The sequence below is a fragment of the Lysinibacillus sp. AR18-8 genome (genome assembly GCF_001705465.1).
Classification (GTDB): Bacteria; Bacillota; Bacilli; order Bacillales_A; family Planococcaceae; genus Lysinibacillus; species Lysinibacillus capsici.
The window spans coordinates 60,224-76,159 of record NZ_MDGU01000010.1; the positions used below are offsets into that span (position 1 = coordinate 60,224).

Annotated in this window: 19 protein-coding genes; 5 read left to right on the plus strand and 14 right to left on the minus strand. The window is 37.8% G+C overall.

Annotated features, from left to right (window positions below; translation table 11 throughout):
- Positions 1-175 precede the first annotated feature (175 nt).
- From BFM98_RS09315 to BFM98_RS09340, 6 genes are all read right to left on the minus strand, one after another.
- Positions 176-571, minus strand: coding sequence for a DUF3397 domain-containing protein (locus BFM98_RS09315; RefSeq protein WP_066037194.1), 396 nt, complete (start codon positions 569-571; stop codon positions 176-178).
- Positions 568-1,470 carry a ketopantoate reductase family protein gene (locus BFM98_RS09320; RefSeq protein WP_066037195.1) on the minus strand — a complete coding sequence of 301 codons (903 nt, stop codon included), beginning with the start codon at positions 1,468-1,470 and terminating at the stop codon, positions 568-570. Before BFM98_RS09320 ends, BFM98_RS09315 begins: the two co-directional genes overlap by 4 nt.
- A 376-nt stretch (positions 1,471-1,846) precedes the next feature.
- Positions 1,847-2,224 carry a transcriptional regulator gene (locus BFM98_RS09325; protein WP_004224822.1) on the minus strand — a complete coding sequence of 126 codons (378 nt, stop codon included), beginning with the start codon at positions 2,222-2,224 and terminating at the stop codon, positions 1,847-1,849.
- Between the two features lie 111 nt (positions 2,225-2,335).
- Positions 2,336-3,103, minus strand: coding sequence for an enoyl-CoA hydratase/isomerase family protein (locus BFM98_RS09330; protein ID WP_016992547.1), 768 nt, complete (start codon positions 3,101-3,103; stop codon positions 2,336-2,338).
- A 163-nt stretch (positions 3,104-3,266) separates the two neighbouring features.
- Positions 3,267-3,440: a 50S ribosomal protein L32 gene (gene rpmF / locus BFM98_RS09335; protein ID WP_004224819.1), complete on the minus strand. Its 174-nt coding sequence runs from the start codon at positions 3,438-3,440 to the stop codon at positions 3,267-3,269.
- A 24-nt stretch (positions 3,441-3,464) separates the two neighbouring features.
- The gene (locus tag BFM98_RS09340; protein ID WP_004224818.1) at positions 3,465-3,998 is read right to left on the minus strand and encodes a YceD family protein; all 534 of its coding nucleotides are present in this window, start codon (positions 3,996-3,998) and stop codon (positions 3,465-3,467) included.
- A 167-nt stretch (positions 3,999-4,165) separates the two neighbouring features.
- On the opposite strand from BFM98_RS09340, the gene BFM98_RS09345 reads away from it, so the two are divergent.
- A complete protein-coding gene (locus tag BFM98_RS09345; RefSeq protein ID WP_066037196.1) occupies positions 4,166-5,377 on the plus strand; it encodes a nucleotidyltransferase in 1,212 nt (403 codons plus the stop codon).
- A 44-nt stretch (positions 5,378-5,421) separates the two neighbouring features.
- Here the strand turns inward: BFM98_RS09345 and BFM98_RS09350 are convergent, their stop codons facing one another.
- Complete coding sequence (locus BFM98_RS09350) at positions 5,422-6,468, minus strand: SepM family pheromone-processing serine protease (RefSeq protein WP_048394679.1); 1,047 nt, start codon at positions 6,466-6,468, stop codon at positions 5,422-5,424.
- Between the two features lie 118 nt (positions 6,469-6,586).
- On the opposite strand from BFM98_RS09350, the gene BFM98_RS09355 reads away from it, so the two are divergent.
- On the plus strand, positions 6,587-7,486 hold the full coding sequence (locus BFM98_RS09355; protein ID WP_231595723.1) for a hypothetical protein: 900 nt from the start codon (positions 6,587-6,589) through the stop codon (positions 7,484-7,486).
- Positions 7,487-7,545: 59 nt separating this feature from the next.
- Here the strand turns inward: BFM98_RS09355 and coaD are convergent, their stop codons facing one another.
- The 3 genes from coaD to BFM98_RS09370 form a co-directional block, all read right to left on the minus strand.
- Positions 7,546-8,037 (minus strand): pantetheine-phosphate adenylyltransferase, encoded by a 492-nt coding sequence (coaD, locus tag BFM98_RS09360; RefSeq protein ID WP_004224812.1) that lies wholly within the window; start codon positions 8,035-8,037, stop codon positions 7,546-7,548.
- Position 8,038: 1 nt separating this feature from the next.
- Entirely contained in the window at positions 8,039-8,605 is a 567-nt protein-coding gene (gene rsmD / locus BFM98_RS09365) for a 16S rRNA (guanine(966)-N(2))-methyltransferase RsmD (RefSeq protein WP_048394681.1), read from the minus strand.
- A 71-nt stretch (positions 8,606-8,676) separates the two neighbouring features.
- On the minus strand, positions 8,677-10,098 hold the full coding sequence (locus BFM98_RS09370) for a hypothetical protein (RefSeq protein ID WP_048394682.1): 1,422 nt from the start codon (positions 10,096-10,098) through the stop codon (positions 8,677-8,679).
- A 56-nt stretch (positions 10,099-10,154) separates the two neighbouring features.
- On the opposite strand from BFM98_RS09370, the gene BFM98_RS09375 reads away from it, so the two are divergent.
- Positions 10,155-10,544: a DUF7147 family protein gene (locus BFM98_RS09375; protein WP_036077099.1), complete on the plus strand. Its 390-nt coding sequence runs from the start codon at positions 10,155-10,157 to the stop codon at positions 10,542-10,544.
- A gap of 2 nt (positions 10,545-10,546) precedes the next feature.
- Here the strand turns inward: BFM98_RS09375 and BFM98_RS09380 are convergent, their stop codons facing one another.
- Positions 10,547-10,819, minus strand: coding sequence for a YlbG family protein (locus BFM98_RS09380; RefSeq protein ID WP_004224806.1), 273 nt, complete (start codon positions 10,817-10,819; stop codon positions 10,547-10,549).
- A gap of 399 nt (positions 10,820-11,218) precedes the next feature.
- Between BFM98_RS09380 and BFM98_RS09385 the strand changes: the two genes are divergently transcribed.
- A complete protein-coding gene (locus tag BFM98_RS09385; protein ID WP_048394685.1) occupies positions 11,219-12,130 on the plus strand; it encodes a glycerophosphodiester phosphodiesterase family protein in 912 nt (303 codons plus the stop codon).
- Positions 12,131-12,220: 90 nt separating this feature from the next.
- On the opposite strand, the gene BFM98_RS09390 is transcribed toward BFM98_RS09385, so the two are convergent.
- Both BFM98_RS09390 and BFM98_RS09395 read right to left on the minus strand, forming a co-directional pair.
- On the minus strand, positions 12,221-13,273 hold the full coding sequence (locus tag BFM98_RS09390) for a tartrate dehydrogenase (protein ID WP_054549853.1): 1,053 nt from the start codon (positions 13,271-13,273) through the stop codon (positions 12,221-12,223).
- Between the two features lie 104 nt (positions 13,274-13,377).
- The gene (locus tag BFM98_RS09395; RefSeq protein ID WP_004224800.1) at positions 13,378-13,824 is read right to left on the minus strand and encodes a YlbF/YmcA family competence regulator; all 447 of its coding nucleotides are present in this window, start codon (positions 13,822-13,824) and stop codon (positions 13,378-13,380) included.
- 87 nt (positions 13,825-13,911) lie between these two features.
- On the opposite strand from BFM98_RS09395, the gene BFM98_RS09400 reads away from it, so the two are divergent.
- Complete coding sequence (locus BFM98_RS09400; protein ID WP_066037197.1) at positions 13,912-14,412, plus strand: PaaI family thioesterase; 501 nt, start codon at positions 13,912-13,914, stop codon at positions 14,410-14,412.
- On the opposite strand, the gene BFM98_RS09405 is transcribed toward BFM98_RS09400, so the two are convergent.
- On the minus strand, positions 14,393-15,865 hold the full coding sequence (locus BFM98_RS09405) for a UDP-N-acetylmuramoyl-L-alanyl-D-glutamate--2,6-diaminopimelate ligase (RefSeq protein WP_048394690.1): 1,473 nt from the start codon (positions 15,863-15,865) through the stop codon (positions 14,393-14,395). The genes BFM98_RS09400 and BFM98_RS09405 overlap by 20 nt on opposite strands.
- Between the last annotated feature and the right edge of the window lie 71 nt (positions 15,866-15,936).

The following is a 15,936-nucleotide window of genomic DNA, read 5'->3' on the forward strand; positions in this document are numbered from 1 at the left end:
TTGCTTTCGGTACAAAAAAACATGCGCTGGTTCACTTCCTCATATCACTGAACTACCCTTCTAATTACGAAGGTTTATGAATGCAATCCATATTCTCATCCCCATAGAATGATTTTTATAACTATTTTAATGCTATTATTTTAACGCTTAAAGCTTCAACATGAAAAGAAAATGCTTAGACAACCTGTAAATATTCCATAATGGATTGGATAACACCCACGATACATATCAATAGGTAAGCCGTACTAAGTATTAAGAATAAAAAACGCCAAATTTTCTTTAATAACGGCTTTACTTCTATTTCCTTTTTAGTCCGCCAATCAATATATGTAAAAATCATGGCCATCATTATCGCGAGGATCACTAAAAGCGCTCCAACATTCACACGCCAAAGCACACCAATAGCTAACGGAACAGAAAAAAACAAGCACAATGTCGTAACATCAGAGGCTGCTCCAAAAGCATGTGTGCCTCGAATTTTAACTTTCCTGCCAACCAGATAAACAATTACGAAAAGAACAATTGGACAAAAAATAATGATACTAATAACTATATGTAAAAGGTCTTTCAACTTCTTTCACCGCTCTCCTCTATTGCAAGCACTTGATGATATAAAGTACGCAAAGTAGGTAAATTATGACCGTTTGCTAAAGCTTTATTTAGAATGACACCAACAATTGTTTCGATTTCACTTTTTCTCCCCTGCAGACGATCCGCTAGCATAGATGAAGTATTGTTGGCCGTTTTCCTACATAAGTCTATCACATCAATAAAAGATATGGTGTGTTCAATATCTTCAAAAGCTTCCGTAAGCTCTCGATAAATATTTTCTAGCAGTAAAAATGCTTGTTGATTAGTCACTAACTCTCCGTTCTTTACTTGCAATACAGCTGTCAATGGATTAATTAGGCTATTAAGTGCCGCTTTTGCAAAAAGCATTTGCTCTGCATTACTAGCCAATTCAATAGGAAATAAGGAACGTTGTAATTGTAGTAGCTGTTGAAAAGCCTGGTGTTCTCCTCGTTCTATTGCTATTTTAAATAGCCCTACTCCTCTATGTTGAACCGTTGAATGGTCCAACAATTGAGCTCCAAAGGTCACTGAACCAAAGGCGATATTTTTTTGTGGCAAGAGTAGTGCCTCCTCAAAATGCGCTAAGCCGTTTTGCATAAAAAGCAACGGCATTTCACTTGAGAATAAGGCTAATTGATTGTAGAGCTTTTGCAAATGTCCGTATTTAACAGCAATCACTAGTAAATCTTGTTTTGGTAGATTAGCCAAATCTGTAGTAGCAACAATCCTATGCACAGTTTTAGTCCCATCAACGTTGATACGTGTTAACTTCTTGGCATTTAGTTCAATTACTTGTTCCTGCCTTCTGGCAACCAACGTTACTGGTACACTAGACTCCGCTAAAAAACTTGCTGTTAATTGACCAACTGCCCCTGCTCCAATTATCGCTACTTTCATTGTCTACACCCTTTCCATCTTTACTGATCAATGTTCCTCGATGTCACCACATCCATATTATTCCAAAATACTCAAAACACTCTGTGATACTTTGAAGCAACACAATACTATTCACACCATGAAAAAGGGTGAGCACTTTTTGGCGTGCCTCCTATAACAGCAGACTTTAAAACCCCCATCTGATGCTTCACCTCTGAATAGTATACTTTCATAAAACTATAAGAATAAGGTGCCTTAGAATACATCTAAGGCACCTTCTACGCAGGTTCTTTTATTATACAGGATAGACTGATTATTGACGATATACAGAAAGGGTTTTATGTCCATAAAAGAAAAGCAATGTAATTCATGTTCCAAAAACCACGCAATCATAATTTTAATCTTTCATTAATGAATAACCTTGCTGAAGCCATTTCACTAGCTTCTCATGCTCATTTTGCAATTCCCGATGCTTCATTTCAAGCGTTTGATAAGCCTCCGTTAATTCGTCAAAACTTGTCAACGCTAATTTCAAATGACTTCGCATAGATTGTTGGGGCTGATTTCGCACAGCTAGTAGTGACTGACTATATTGACCACGCAATGTTTTATTCCATCGGAAGCCACACGCTTGTTTTGTACGACCTAGTTCTATGGCCGCCATTTCAAAGGCCTCTAGCTGTGTTTTGCCATTTTGCACATTATGCAATACGATTTCTGCTAGTCTTTCATCATCTTCCTTTGTCCATTGATCTTTTCTTTTTTTCAATTCCATAATCTATCACCCTCGCATTTTTTACTACTATATGCAAAAGCAAGCAAAATAGAATCATTGCATGAAAAAAGACAGTGATGATGTTTTTACTCTCAACACTGTCTTTATACATTACTTATTATTCTTCTTTGTCAAGAAATTATTAACTGCTTGATGGTGCGCTTCACTTTCCCACAACTTTGCACAGGTACGAACTTCTTCCATCACACGCTCATACATATTTCGTTCACGCCACTTTCTAAGCTCAATCTCCTTATAAGCTTTATGAACAGAAGGATGAATTTTTCGCATATGTTCAATAAAATCGTTCAAGGCATCTTCTTTTGAGCCTTCAAAAACACGCATAGCCCATCCTATCTCATATAATAATTGCGCAGGGTAAGGCTTCGCATCCACGAGCATCTTCATCGCACGATCATGACGCAAACCTCGTTCAAATAAATATGTACCGCCACCCCAGCCACTTGTAATGGCTAGTGTTCCTTGAATAAATCCACATTTCGCATGGCTAGCTACTAAACGAAAATCACAAGCTGTTGCAATCTCACAGCCCCCTCCAACAGCAGTACCATTTATAAGTGCTATAGTTGGTACAGGAAGCGTAGCAAGGTCATATAATATTTTCCCCATCTTACTTAACATACCAAATGCCTCATCCTCTGTTTCCAATGAATGAAACTCAGATAAATCCCCTCCTGAGCAAAACGATTTATCGCCAGCACCAGTCACTACTAAGAAACGCACATCTTCATGCCCACGAATATATGTAATGACTTCTTGAAGACCGTTCATCACTTCATCATTGACAGCATTCCGTTTCTCTTCACGGTTAATGGTAAACGTCATAATGCCATCATGATTGTCAATCGTATAAGACATATTACTACCCCCTTTGTCACAATGAATAAATTGTATCACACAATTATTTCACTATTGTAAAGAACTTCATAATCAACGAAATATTCCGTCTTTTTAAGCAAACAAAAAGGCTAGTAAAGAGCCATGGTCTCTCTACTAGCCTTTTAAGTGAGCAAACACTGTATTATTTGCTTACTACTTCTTTACCTTTGTATTGTCCGCAAGCTTTGCAAACACGGTGTGATAATTTAGCCTCACCACAGTTAGGGCAAGTTACCATACCAGGTACAGATAATTTGAAATGCGTACGACGCTTTCTTTTTGCAGTTTTAGAAGTTCTTCTAAATGGTACAGCCATTGATGGCACCTCCTTACAGATCGTCTATTCGTCTGTTTGATCAAAATACTTAGCTAAAGCAGCTAGTCTTGGATCCACTTTTTGTTCGTCAGCTTTTTTGTGTAGCTCTACGTCTTCATCTGTTGCATAAGACCAATTTTTACCACCATGCACTTGTCCTTCAGAATCTTCCTTGAACACTTGCATTGGTACCTCAAGCAAAACTAATTCCTCAAGAACCGGTTTCATGTCGATGACTTCACCGTCAATATAGTGAATGTCTCCGTCATCGTCTCCTCGTTTATCTTCGTCAATCCAGCTAAAAATTTCAACTGTCTCAACTTCAATTGGAAACTCAACATCCTCCCATGTGCGAGCACATGGTAGTGTTAACGTTGCTGTCACAGTTAACTGACATGTCATTTGCGATGCACCAAAAGTACATAGCCCTTTTACATGAACGGGCGAAATTGCTCGAATATCCTGGTTTCGCTCCATCACTTCATCCAGCTGGACAAAGGCATCGATTGGCATCCCGTTTTGGCGGTATTTAGATAATTGATGAATTGACCATTTCATTCGTTTAATCACCTCGAGACAACACTGTTGATTATATAATGTGTAAAAATAGATGTCAAGATAATTTCTTGTCACCACTTTAAAACCCACCTATAATTATATACTATGAGAAGTGTATTTACTCCTAACAGTTTAAAATAAAGACACTAATTATAAGGGGGAGAAGCATGCAAGCAGTTGGAATTGTTGTTGAATATAATCCTTTTCACAACGGACATGCTTATCATTTAGAACAGGCTAAAAAAGCAGCACAGGCAGATCTCGTAATCGCTGTTATGAGCGGCACATTTTTACAACGTGGAGAACCTGCCATGGTAGATAAATGGACACGTACTAAAATGGCGCTTTCTGGCGGTGTAGATATTGTTATTGAACTGCCTTATGTCTATAGTACAGCACCTGCTACAGATTTCGCAAAAGGTGCCATTTCCTTATTAAGTGCTGTTGGTTGCAACTCTTTTGCCTTTGGAAGTGAAGACGGCTCTATACAGCCCTTTCTAAACACTTTCGAGCTGATTGACAGCCACCGTGCAGAATATGACCTGTTCATTAAAGACAGCCTTAAAACAGGTGCCAGCTACCCAAAAAGCCTACATTACGCCTATGAACAGCTTTCTCAGATGTACCCTGCTCCATACATCGATCTTGCACAACCAAATAATATATTGGGCTTTCATTATCTTGAAGCAGCAAGGGCACTTAACAGCAACATTAAACCATTAACAATTCCTCGCGTTGCAGCAGGATATCATGATGCATTAAAGAAAGACGCATCGATCGCCAGTGCCACTGGCATACGTAAAGCCCTTGCCTCTACAAATTCTTTACAAAGTGTACAAAATGTTGTTCCTACAGCTACTTTTGATTATTTAACAGACTGGCATACAAAGTATAACCAATTTGCAAGCTGGGAAACATTTTGGCCGTTATTACAGTTCACCATTATAAGACATACCCCTTCAGAACTTACTCGTTATGCAGAAGTAACAGAGGGCATAGAAAACGCAATTGTAAAGGCAGCCAAAAGCAGCTCTACATTTTATAGCTTTATGGAAAAAATAAAATCTAAGCGTTATACTTGGACCCGCCTTCAACGGATGATAACACATATCTATACAGGGTTTACCAAAAAGCAGCTTCAAAGTTTTAACTCGCCCTCTTTTATTCGGCTATTGGGTATGAGTTCGACAGGACAAGCTTATTTAGGTCAGCAAAAAAAGAATATAGAATTACCCTTAATCAGTCGAGTTGCAGCTACAAATGATGCGATGTTAGCTATCGATATACATGCAGCAGAGCTTTATAATTTAAGTATCGAGCAAGGAACAAAGGATTTTACGCTGCCGAAGGATTATCAAACACCACCTATTCGTTGCTAAAGACATCAAAAGGGATGCTAAAGTCCTTTTAGCATCCCTTTATATTATTTTGGTTGAAGTTGCTTTAAATAATTGATAGCATCGTCAACGCTCTTCACTGGAACGATTTTCATTTTTGTTTTAATCTCTTTGGCCGTTTTGACAGCCGTTGCATAATTCGATTCTAGCTCTGGATACTTCGCTTTCATTTCTTGAGAGATTTCATCATCTGGTGCAAAAAAGATTTCCATGCCGTCACGATCAGCGGCAATAACCTTATAGTCTATTCCACCAATTCTTCCAACAGATCCATCTATTAGCATTTCACCTGTTCCAGCAATTGCATAGCCTTTTGTTAAATCTTCATCAAGTAATTGGTCTAATATTTCAAGTGTAAACATCAGTCCAGCAGAAGGTCCCCCTATATCCTCTGTTTTCATCGTCACTTTCGGATTAGTTTCAATCGATTTGCTTTCAGTATAAGAAATACCTAAACCCGCTCTATGTTCTTGGGCGTTAGGAATTTCCTGTAGTGTAATAGTCTCCTGGTGTTGTTCTTCATTACGTATAAATTGAATGGTTACCTTATCGCCAAGCTGCTTAGGTTTTAATAGATCCACAAGCATTTGCTGGCTAGTTATTCTTTGTCCATCAACCTCGACAATTTCATCACCAGCTTTTAAAATACCGTCCGAAGCTCCTCCGTCTAAAACGTTTAATATGAATACACCATTAAAAAGAACCTTTGTCTCTAGCCCTGCTCTTTGGAAGGCTACATACTTGGCATTAAATTGTGAATCAGACATTAACTTTAACTGTCGAATATTATATTCCTCATCATCCTCTAAAGGATTTCGTACTTGTTCAATATCCATTAGCTTTTGATATTTTTGAACTTTCGCCCACAAATACGAAAATGGTGTGGCTTGCTGCATAGCAACTGTCATTAAACTTAAAGACCCCTCACTATCTGCCTCTTTACTATCCACAGTAACAAATTTACTGACATCATAGGCACTTCCAGGTTTCATAATATACGCGTCTAGTCGGTATAACATCATAAAACAAATCACGACTATCAACACTGCATAAATACTAATTTTTTTCTTCACTTGAAAACACCTCCTAGGACGCTTGCAAAACCATACGTTCATGTTTTTGCCTTTCTCACATATATTGATTTTAGCATTTGCCTATGTGAATGACAAAAAGTTGAAACGAGATGATAACATGTTTGCTACAATTCAAATAGTGCTCTGCGTAATTCTAATTCTCTTACTCTTGTTATTCCCACAAACCGCTCACAGTGGTACTGATTTAGGCTTAAATCTTTTCATGGAAGCACTTTTTCCGTACTTATTGCCGTATCTTGTGTTAACACAATGGCTTCTGCGTTTAACAGCCCCTATGCGTACCAAAACAAAAAGGGCTTCTTTATACGTACAAGCCTATATTATTAGTGCTCTTGGAGGCTATCCAACTGGCGCAACCACTATTGTTTATTTGAAAAATAGTGGTCAATTACACCCTAAAGAGGCAAATTTCTTGCTAGCTGTTTGTCATGCACCTAGTCCACTTTTTGTATTAGGTTTTGTAAGCCTTGATTTACTACACAGTAATACGTTTGGATGGTTGTTTTTATGTTTACTACATACGTTTAATATTTGTTGCCTAGTAACTGGCTACTTTTTCTTTCGCAAAACTGATTCACCTAATATCTCCGTACACAACACACCACTCTATAGTGCTCCATTTTCGGAAAGTATTAAAGAAACAGCCCCAACCATTCTACTAGTTGGTACAACCATCATCTTTTTCACAACGATTCAAACCATTGTACAACAGGGCTTAGATCAGCTGATACCAAAGCTTCCCTATACGATTGAGCTTTCCATAGCAGCTGTTCTGGAGGTAACGAACGGTCTTAAAATGACAGTTACAGCATTTCCAGATCTCCCCTATATCCATTTACTTGTTGTGATTTTGTTAACGATGCAAAGTATAAGTATTCACTTACAAATTTTTGTTATCGCCAAATCTGCAAAACTTTCTGTACGACCTTATATTAAATTCCGCCTCCTTAGCATAATCATTGTACCAACTATTTATGCTCTATTTTTTCTAAAATAACAATCGGTCTAAATATCAAAAAAGAGGATGTCATCGTTCTTTTGACATCCTCTGCATCCTTATTGTGTAAAACCATATTTTTCTTTTAAAGCCTTTACGACACATGTAGGGACTAGCTCGTTAACATCACTACCGTATTTCGCAACCTCTTTTACTATACTAGAACTTAGGAATGAATATTGATTTTTCGTCATGATGAAAAAAGTTTCGATTGTTTCATCAAGGAAACGGTTCATAGATGTAATTTGCATCTCATATTCAAAATCTGAAACTGCTCGTAAGCCACGAACAATTGCCTTCGCCTTTTTTTCCTTAGCATAATCAATCAATAAGCCTGAAGAACTCTCTATACGAACATTAGGTAAGGTTTTTGTCACTTCAGCCATCAAAGCCATACGTTCCTCTACAGAAAACAAAGGATTCTTTGCTGAATTGTTTAATACTGCTACATATACGATATCAAACACATCAGCCGCACGTTTAATTATATCTAAATGGCCGAATGTTACAGGGTCAAAACTTCCAGGAACTACAGCAATTTTTTCAGACAACTTATTCTCCCTCTTCCTCTGTACAGCGATAAACAGAAATAATTGTTCCGCCATAGGTTTCTTGTCTTGTTAAAACAAACTCCCCAAAATTTTGAGGTAATCCTATCTCTTTTGCATGTTCACATAAAATAATACCATCTTGCTGTATTTTACGGTTATCGACCAAAATCTGTACGAGGTCATAATATTCCTGCTGATGGTAAGGTGGATCTAAAAAAACGAGTTTAAATGTAATATCACGCTTTAATAGCGCTTTCACAGCGCGCTTTGCATCTATACGAAAAAGCTCTGTATATTCTTCATAACGGCATTTTTTTATATTTTCTTGTAGCACCTGGAATGCTTTAGGATCTTTCTCAATAAAAATAGCACGTTCTGCTCCTCTACTTAATGATTCAATCCCCAAGCCACCGCTTCCAGCAAACAGATCTAACGCTAAACCTCCATCAAAAAATGGCCCAATTATATTAAAAATGGACTCCTTTACTTTGTCAGTTGTAGGCCTTGTCGTATTTCCTGCTATTGCTTTAAGCGGCATTCCTTTGCGCTCTCCTGCTACAACTCTCATATCAGCATCTCACCGTACTTTCGTCTATATAAAGTATTTTGCAGCGAAAGGTTGGCCCTCCGCTGCAAAAGTTATTGTTGCTCTTGTTTTAATACTTGAATACGCTCATCCTTTTTTTGTAGTTCAACTAGGAATAATCGCTGTAACCAAGCTTCTTCTACATAATAATGATCAGCAATCTTAATGATTGGTTCAGAGATCGTCGAATACCTACGCTGGTTGAATACATAAAATCCAGGCTCTTTAGGGAAACGGAATGTACGATGCTCACTATTTACATAATAGCCATTCTTTCCTTCCGCAGCTGAGTAGCCGAGGTAAGGCAATAATGTATCTGCCGTATACAATACCTGTCCCTCATAGAGAATAACATGAACATCTTCCTTCAATGTATCATCCACATAGACATCACGTGCATCCTCAAATAAAAGTGGATAGGTTCCATTTTGCTGAGCTGCATTTAATGTAAAATAAGATGTCTTGGCATCTAATACCTGTGATAAGTACTTGTCCATTGTATCTGGTGAAATCGATTCATCTCCAAGCTTTTTCAATGTTTCCTGCCAAGCTTGTTGTTGAGCATCCGTCATGTAATCATTTAATGTCTTGATGATTTTCTTTGTTTTTTCTCCACCAATTGGATCGCTTATTAAATAGGATGCCACAACCTCAGGCAACCATTCTGGGGAATCTACAAAATTATATTGTGATTTGATTTGTGATAAAATTACTTCTTGCTCTACAGCTTGTGCAGTAAGTGTTGGTAAAAATAACAATCTTTCGTCATGAACTGCTACTGGACTTTTTTCTTGAATAATTGCAATATGCTCATCACTTAGAAGCTGTAAATTTTTTAATGACTTTAGAAAATCATTAGGGACTTCTTGCTGGGCATAAATTGATAACACCGGTGTCTGTTCTTGCGCTTTAAGCTCCCCGGCTTGCCAATATAAATCTTGAACAGTACCGTTTCCTCTAAACATTGTGTAATTGACAAGTACAAGTTGTTGTTGACCTACTAGGGGCAAACCCGTAACCCATTGTCCTTTCACCTTACTGTCTGTAGAAATTGAAACAATTGAATACGATGCTTCACCATTTATTAGTGTAGCAAAAACATTTTGAAGGAGCATCTTATTTTTTAAGCCACCCTCAATTGGAATTATGTATGACACAGATTGTGATTTTGTCTCCCCTTTTGCAAAGTAAGAAACTTCATCTGATAAACGATCACAGCTTTTTTCATTTTCAATAAAGCAACTAGCGTTTGTTGCTTTTTCTGGCCATTTAATTTTCACCTTTTGATTTGGTAGGTTTTTAAAATGTTGACGAATATCTAAGCTATTTTCGCGATAGACAATTTCTATTTCCTGAGAATAATGAAAATCCCCTATGCCTGTTTCTAAATCAGATGAATAAGCATGGTATTGGAAAAATACCGTTCCTGTAATGATTAGTGCTAAAATAGAAAAAAAGCTTAATGCAAATTTCATGTGCTTGACCTCCCGCAGCATGATACTATGAATAATGGAAAGGATGTGCAATTATTATGCCACAACAATTTATAGAATTAGGTGAAGGCTATGGTGATGTTTACGAGCTACTCGAAATTATTAAAACCAACCAGGAACGTTTTCATCAAGCCTTTTTACTAACATCTACAAAAGAAGACAAGAAGGTGATTTCTTTAGCTGTCGCCCTTAAACCAGTCGGCGAAAGTAAGTTCATGCCTATTTATATTTGTCGAGAAGGCATCCCATACAATGAAGAACAGCCAACACAGCGACAAAAAATGTTTGAAGCACAAATAGAACAACTCGGTCGAAAAGCAGTAGTTGTAGAAATAAAGCACTCATCTATATTTTCGGAATCAAAACTATTTTATCAATACTTAATAGGTATATTAAGACTAAATAACTATATACCTGCATTAACATAAGTTTATAGACCTACTTTGTAGTCATATTCCTTTGCTTTATCTGGTTTTGCATTTTCATATTCAGTTTTTACAAAAGGACGATAAGACGCCACAACGTCTTTCACAAATGGAAGGCGTTGTAGTTTTGTTGTCATCATGTCAATATCCTCACGATCGCAGTAAAGCACTACGTATTTTTGCCTTCTAGAAATATAAAGAACATGACCATATTTCCGAAGTGACTTCGCATGTTTTAATTGATGGACGTAAACGATTAGCCCTTGTCGTTCGTTCATAGTGGATTCCCTCATTTCTTACATAAAAGAATACCATAGACCAGAAAATGATAGCAACAGAGTTTAGCTGACAGAACGCTCAATTTTCCGTTATAATGGAAAAGCATACGACGTTGAACATCGTGAAGATGAATCAGTTGTTTTAATTAAATTCAATTGTAGCATCATTACAGGAACAGAAGAATGCTGAAAGATGATCATGCCTCAAATAAACCCTTTACAAGACATTTGCACCTCCATAATGATTGTTTTTCAAATAGGATGGCAAAAATCGGCATAAAAAATCATCATTCACTTATATAACTAATTTTAATAGTAGGTCCTGTACTTACTACTATTGATTAAACAATGAATTCACTACTACTTTTTATATGAGGATAATTGTTAAGGAGGACGAATATGGGTAAGAAAACAAAAATTGCGCTTGCAATTGCAGCAGCAAGTGCAGCAGCTTGGGCAGGCAGTAAAGCTATTTCAAAACCACAGCAACGCGAAGGTAAACAAGCATTACAATTCGAACGCCCCATAATTCTTGCACATCGTGGCGGAGCTCTTTTAGCACCAGAACATACAATGGTTGCATTTGAAAAAGCTGCACAGCTAGGTGTCGATGGCTTTGAAATCGACATTCGCCTAACAAAAGATGAGGAAATTATTGTTTTCCATGACGAGACAGTTGAACGTACAACGGATGGCTATGGTCTCATTGCAGATATGACGTTGGCAGAAATCAATGCCTTGAACCACGGCTACCAATTTGAAGATTTAGAGGGAAATTTCCCATATCGAGAGGATAAATTAAAAGTCGTAACTTTACGAGAGTTGCTTGAAGCCTATCCAAATATGTTAATCAACATTGATATCAAAGATGCTCCTGATACGTACGAAGGGAGTCTGATGCCTTCTAAACTTTGGCGCTTAATTGAAGAACTTCAAGCTGAACATCGTGTTGTTGTGACAAGCTTTTATGGTGAGCAAATAGATCGTTTTAATTTATATGCTCAAAATCAAGTAGCACTTGGTGCAGGTGAATCAGATGTCAGAAAAGCATTTGCTTCTTTCTCAAGTCAGTTTGGACATTTATATCACCCTAAAGTGGATGTTTTTCAAATTCCTCCAAAGTCAGGGGTTATTGCATTAGATTCTCCTAAATTTATTCAGTTTTTAAACAACCTCAATATTCCTGTCCACTATTGGACAATCAATGACCTAGATACGATGAAAAAATTACTCAATAATGGAGCAAAGGGCATTATTACAGATCGTCCGGATATTGCAGTTGAGTTATTACAAGTTCAAGAGTCTAAATAAGACTAGGAATGAAAGGGAAGCACACTGAACTGATGTGCTTCCCTTTCATGTAAATGTTAGATCCATTATTACTTCCCATTACAGTAATACTTAAGTTAAATAATCTATGATTGCATCAGTTACTTCTTGTAGTGTGGCAGCTCCACCCAAATCAGGCGTTTTTATACCCTGCGCTAATGTTTGCTCTATAGCATTCAATATCCTTGTTCCCACATCTTGATAACCAAGAAAATCGAGCATCATCTTACCTGTCCAAATTTGTCCAATAGGATTGGCAATTCCTTGACCAGCTATATCTGGTGCAGAACCATGGACAGGTTCAAACATTGATGGATATAGCCCTTCAATGTTTAAATTTGCTGCAGGTGCAATACCAATGCTTCCCATAATGGCACCGCCTAGATCTGTCAAAATATCCCCAAATAAATTCGATGCTACGATAACATCAAAATTTTCTGGCTTCATCACTAAAAATGCCGCTAGTGCATCAATATGATTAGATGCTTGACCTACCTCTTCATATTCTTTTCCTACTTGAGTAAACACTTCATCCCAAAAAGGCATGCTATATGTAATCCCATTTGATTTTGTAGCACTTGTCACATGTCCATTACGTATTTTGGCTAATTCAAATGCATAGCGCATCGCCCGTTCTGTACCCTTTCTTGTAAAAACAGCATTTTGGATTGCCACCTCTTCTTGACCACTATGTATTCTTCCTCCGCTTTCAGCATACTCCCCTTCAGAATTTTCCCTTACAACAATAAAATCGAAATCATTTGGTTGTCGTAAAGGTGATGGTAACCCTTGAAGTAGCTTTGCAGGTCGTACATTAATAGATTGCTGTAGCTCACGTCGAATTTTAATGAGAAGGCCCCATAATGATACATGATCCGGAACCAAGTTAGGCATACCAACTGCACCTAAAAATATTTGGTCATACTGTTTTAACAGCTCTATGCCATTATCAGGCATCATTTTTCCTGTCTCTAAATAGTATTCACAGCCCCATGGAAAAATTGTCCATTCAAATTGAAAGCGTCCATCTAACAAAGCTGCCTGATCAAGAACTTTTATTGCAGCTGGCACAACCTCTTTTCCTATTCCATCCCCAGGTATTACGGCAATTCGATAAGTTTTCATTAATGCTTCCTCCTTGAATTTAATTATAAAAAAGACTGTAAACTAACTCAGTTGCCTTCGAGTTGTCTACAGTCTAGAAGAGATATGTTATATACAAATCCTATTTACGCTGAGCAAGAGCATGAACCGCCCGAGCCACATCCACCTCCGCAAGATGAACCAGATGCAAAGAATGGATTACTAACAGGAACTTTTACCGCTTCAGAGACCGTTTTTCCTATTAATAGGCTAATCTCATCCAGTAAATCCTGAAAATCGTTTTCAGCAATTTTCAAGGCTGAAACTTTCTCATTTAAGTCAAGTGCCCTTTTCTGTTGGCGAATCGACTTCATAATTGTATGATAGTCCGGATGATATTTTCCGAAACGTTGTACATCTTCGTACTGCTCTTTCATGCGATTAAATGCATATATAGCCTCTACAATTTGTGCATCACTATATACAGCTTCATACGCTTGTTGTAGCGCCATCGCAGGTTCTGAGGAAAGAATCATCTCACAAAGCGCTTCCGCCTCATCCAAAATGATTACCCAGTCAGAGGTCATCATCATCTTTAATTCCCCCAATCTCTTTCCCATCATAACAGATTTTATGGTAATTTTACATTAATGATAATTTTAATGAAAGAGGTTTTCCAAATGATGACAACATCTAAGGAGCAGGTTGAACAGTTAGTGGCCGAGATTTTACAAGACAGTACCGAGGAAGATGAAGAAGTTTTATTACATCTTTTAAATGGCCTACGGGAGAAACAGCAAGGCATTCACCGTCGTTATATTAATGCTACTTTACATATGGTAGGTAAATTTGAGCCTGAGGTCAGTGAGGTCCGTATCCCTATTACACCGGTCATTCATAATACGATAAAGGTGCCACACGGAGGTATTGTTGCAACGATTGCCGATGCCGCTATGGGAGGGCTTGCTTCGCGCTCTGTGCCTGAGGGCTATAATGTAGTTACTACGAACATGAATATATCGTATATTGCTACAACTACAAATAAAGAATTGATTGCACGTGGTCGTTTTGTTCATAAGGGACGCCAAACGCTTGTCATGGAATGTGATGTTGAAGATGAGACTGGTCGAAGGCTTGCCATTGCTACAGGATCTTTCTTCGTTATTCAGCGTCGTCCGTAATTAAACTCGCAAAATAGTCTTTAATACATTGTTGATCGGAAAAAGGGAACTTTTGATTTTTAATTTGCTGTGTTTGTTCATGCCCTTTTCCGGCAACAAGGACAATGTCTCCCTTTTCTGCCTTTGCTAATGCTTGATGGATCGCAAGTTTGCGATCTAAATAAATTTCATAATATTGTTGCTCTGTAAATCCAGCAATAATACTTTCATTAATCACAATAGGATCTTCATCACGAGGATTATCTGTTGTTAAATAAATAACATCAGCATATTTACTTGCTACTGCCCCCATTGCAAAGCGTTTCGCCTTGTCTCGATTTCCTCCACAACTGAAGACAAGGTAAATTGTTTTAGAGCGATCAAAGGTTTGCAATACCGCTTGCAATGCTTCTGCTGTATGGGCATAATCTACATAAACATCAATTCCTAATGGATTTTCAATCTTCTCTAGCCTGCCCTCTGGTAGCCTTAACGACCACATATGTCCAACTATATCTTCCATAGGGACACCTAAGCGCCATACAGCCATTAAGGATGCAACAGCATTTTGCACATGGTATTTACCGACAAAAGGAATTTCTACAATATGCTCACTCGCGGAAGTCTGTAAACAAAGTACGGTTTTTCCAACTGATTCACTGACGATTTGAATATGTAAATCATTGTGATTATCAAAACCAAATGAGCAAGATTTTTTCTTATCATAAATACCAACAGAACGGCAAAAATTATCATCTCCATTTAATACTAGCTTTTTTGATAAATCCGCTAAACGTTTCTTGGCACGTTTATAAGCTTCTAAACCTCCATGATCTTCTAAATGATCTTCTGATAAATTTAAAAATACACCACAGTCAATGTCACAATGATCGAGCCTATGCTGCTGCAACCCCATTGAAGAAGCTTCTAATACAACATGGGTCACACCTTTTCGCACACATTGCTTAAGAATGGGGTGTAATTCTTTAGCTTGCAATGTTGTTAATTGCTCATAAGCCGTTTGTTGTTTCTCACCATTGATGAAAAAGCCAACCGTTCCAATAACTGCTGCATGTTTATGTAGTGCATTTAGAAGCTGACTAACAAAATGGCTCACTGTCGTCTTTCCATTTGTACCTGTAATAGCGATAACAGTTAAAGCTTCTGCTGGAAAAGCAGCAAGCTTCGCACTTGCATACGATAAAAATAATGCTGTATTTGGAACCCATACAAAAGGAATTTCTTTATCTATTATTGGCAAAGAGATACTTTCTTCTGAAACGATGGCAGCAGCTCCACGTGCCAATGCCTCTTTGACAAACCGACTTCCCGATGTTTTTTTACCTTTTCGCACAATAAATATATCACCAGGTTGTACCGCCTGTGCATAGTCCTCTACACCAGTAATTTCTGTCCGTATAGATCCTCCCGTCACGCTACATGGCCAGTCTTTTAATAACTCTGCTAATTGCAAACCTCATTCCCCCTTTCAGTTCTCTATCATATGATGGCGTTTGTAACGGTGTGACGAAAAATGTAGAAGCC

What these genes read in the sequence shown, in the direction of transcription:
- BFM98_RS09330 (WP_016992547.1), bottom strand. Translation starts at nt 3,103, where the DNA reads ATGTCTTATACGATTGACAATCATGATGGCATTATGACGTTTACCATT.
- BFM98_RS09355 (WP_231595723.1), top strand. Translation starts at nt 6,587, where the DNA reads ATGTTTGCTACAATTCAAATAGTGCTCTGCGTAATTCTAATTCTCTTA.
- BFM98_RS09340 (WP_004224818.1), bottom strand. Translation starts at nt 3,998, where the DNA reads ATGAAATGGTCAATTCATCAATTATCTAAATACCGCCAAAACGGGATG.
- BFM98_RS09370 (WP_048394682.1), bottom strand. Translation starts at nt 10,098, where the DNA reads ATGAAATTTGCATTAAGCTTTTTTTCTATTTTAGCACTAATCATTACA.
- BFM98_RS09400 (WP_066037197.1), top strand. Translation starts at nt 13,912, where the DNA reads ATGATGACAACATCTAAGGAGCAGGTTGAACAGTTAGTGGCCGAGATT.
- rpmF (WP_004224819.1), bottom strand. Translation starts at nt 3,440, where the DNA reads ATGGCTGTACCATTTAGAAGAACTTCTAAAACTGCAAAAAGAAAGCGT.
- BFM98_RS09320 (WP_066037195.1), bottom strand. Translation starts at nt 1,470, where the DNA reads ATGAAAGTAGCGATAATTGGAGCAGGGGCAGTTGGTCAATTAACAGCA.
- BFM98_RS09375 (WP_036077099.1), top strand. Translation starts at nt 10,155, where the DNA reads ATGCCACAACAATTTATAGAATTAGGTGAAGGCTATGGTGATGTTTAC.
- BFM98_RS09385 (WP_048394685.1), top strand. Translation starts at nt 11,219, where the DNA reads ATGGGTAAGAAAACAAAAATTGCGCTTGCAATTGCAGCAGCAAGTGCA.
- BFM98_RS09380 (WP_004224806.1), bottom strand. Translation starts at nt 10,819, where the DNA reads ATGAACGAACGACAAGGGCTAATCGTTTACGTCCATCAATTAAAACAT.
- BFM98_RS09345 (WP_066037196.1), top strand. Translation starts at nt 4,166, where the DNA reads ATGCAAGCAGTTGGAATTGTTGTTGAATATAATCCTTTTCACAACGGA.
- BFM98_RS09390 (WP_054549853.1), bottom strand. Translation starts at nt 13,273, where the DNA reads ATGAAAACTTATCGAATTGCCGTAATACCTGGGGATGGAATAGGAAAA.
- BFM98_RS09325 (WP_004224822.1), bottom strand. Translation starts at nt 2,224, where the DNA reads ATGGAATTGAAAAAAAGAAAAGATCAATGGACAAAGGAAGATGATGAA.
- rsmD (WP_048394681.1), bottom strand. Translation starts at nt 8,605, where the DNA reads ATGAGAGTTGTAGCAGGAGAGCGCAAAGGAATGCCGCTTAAAGCAATA.
- BFM98_RS09395 (WP_004224800.1), bottom strand. Translation starts at nt 13,824, where the DNA reads ATGATGATGACCTCTGACTGGGTAATCATTTTGGATGAGGCGGAAGCG.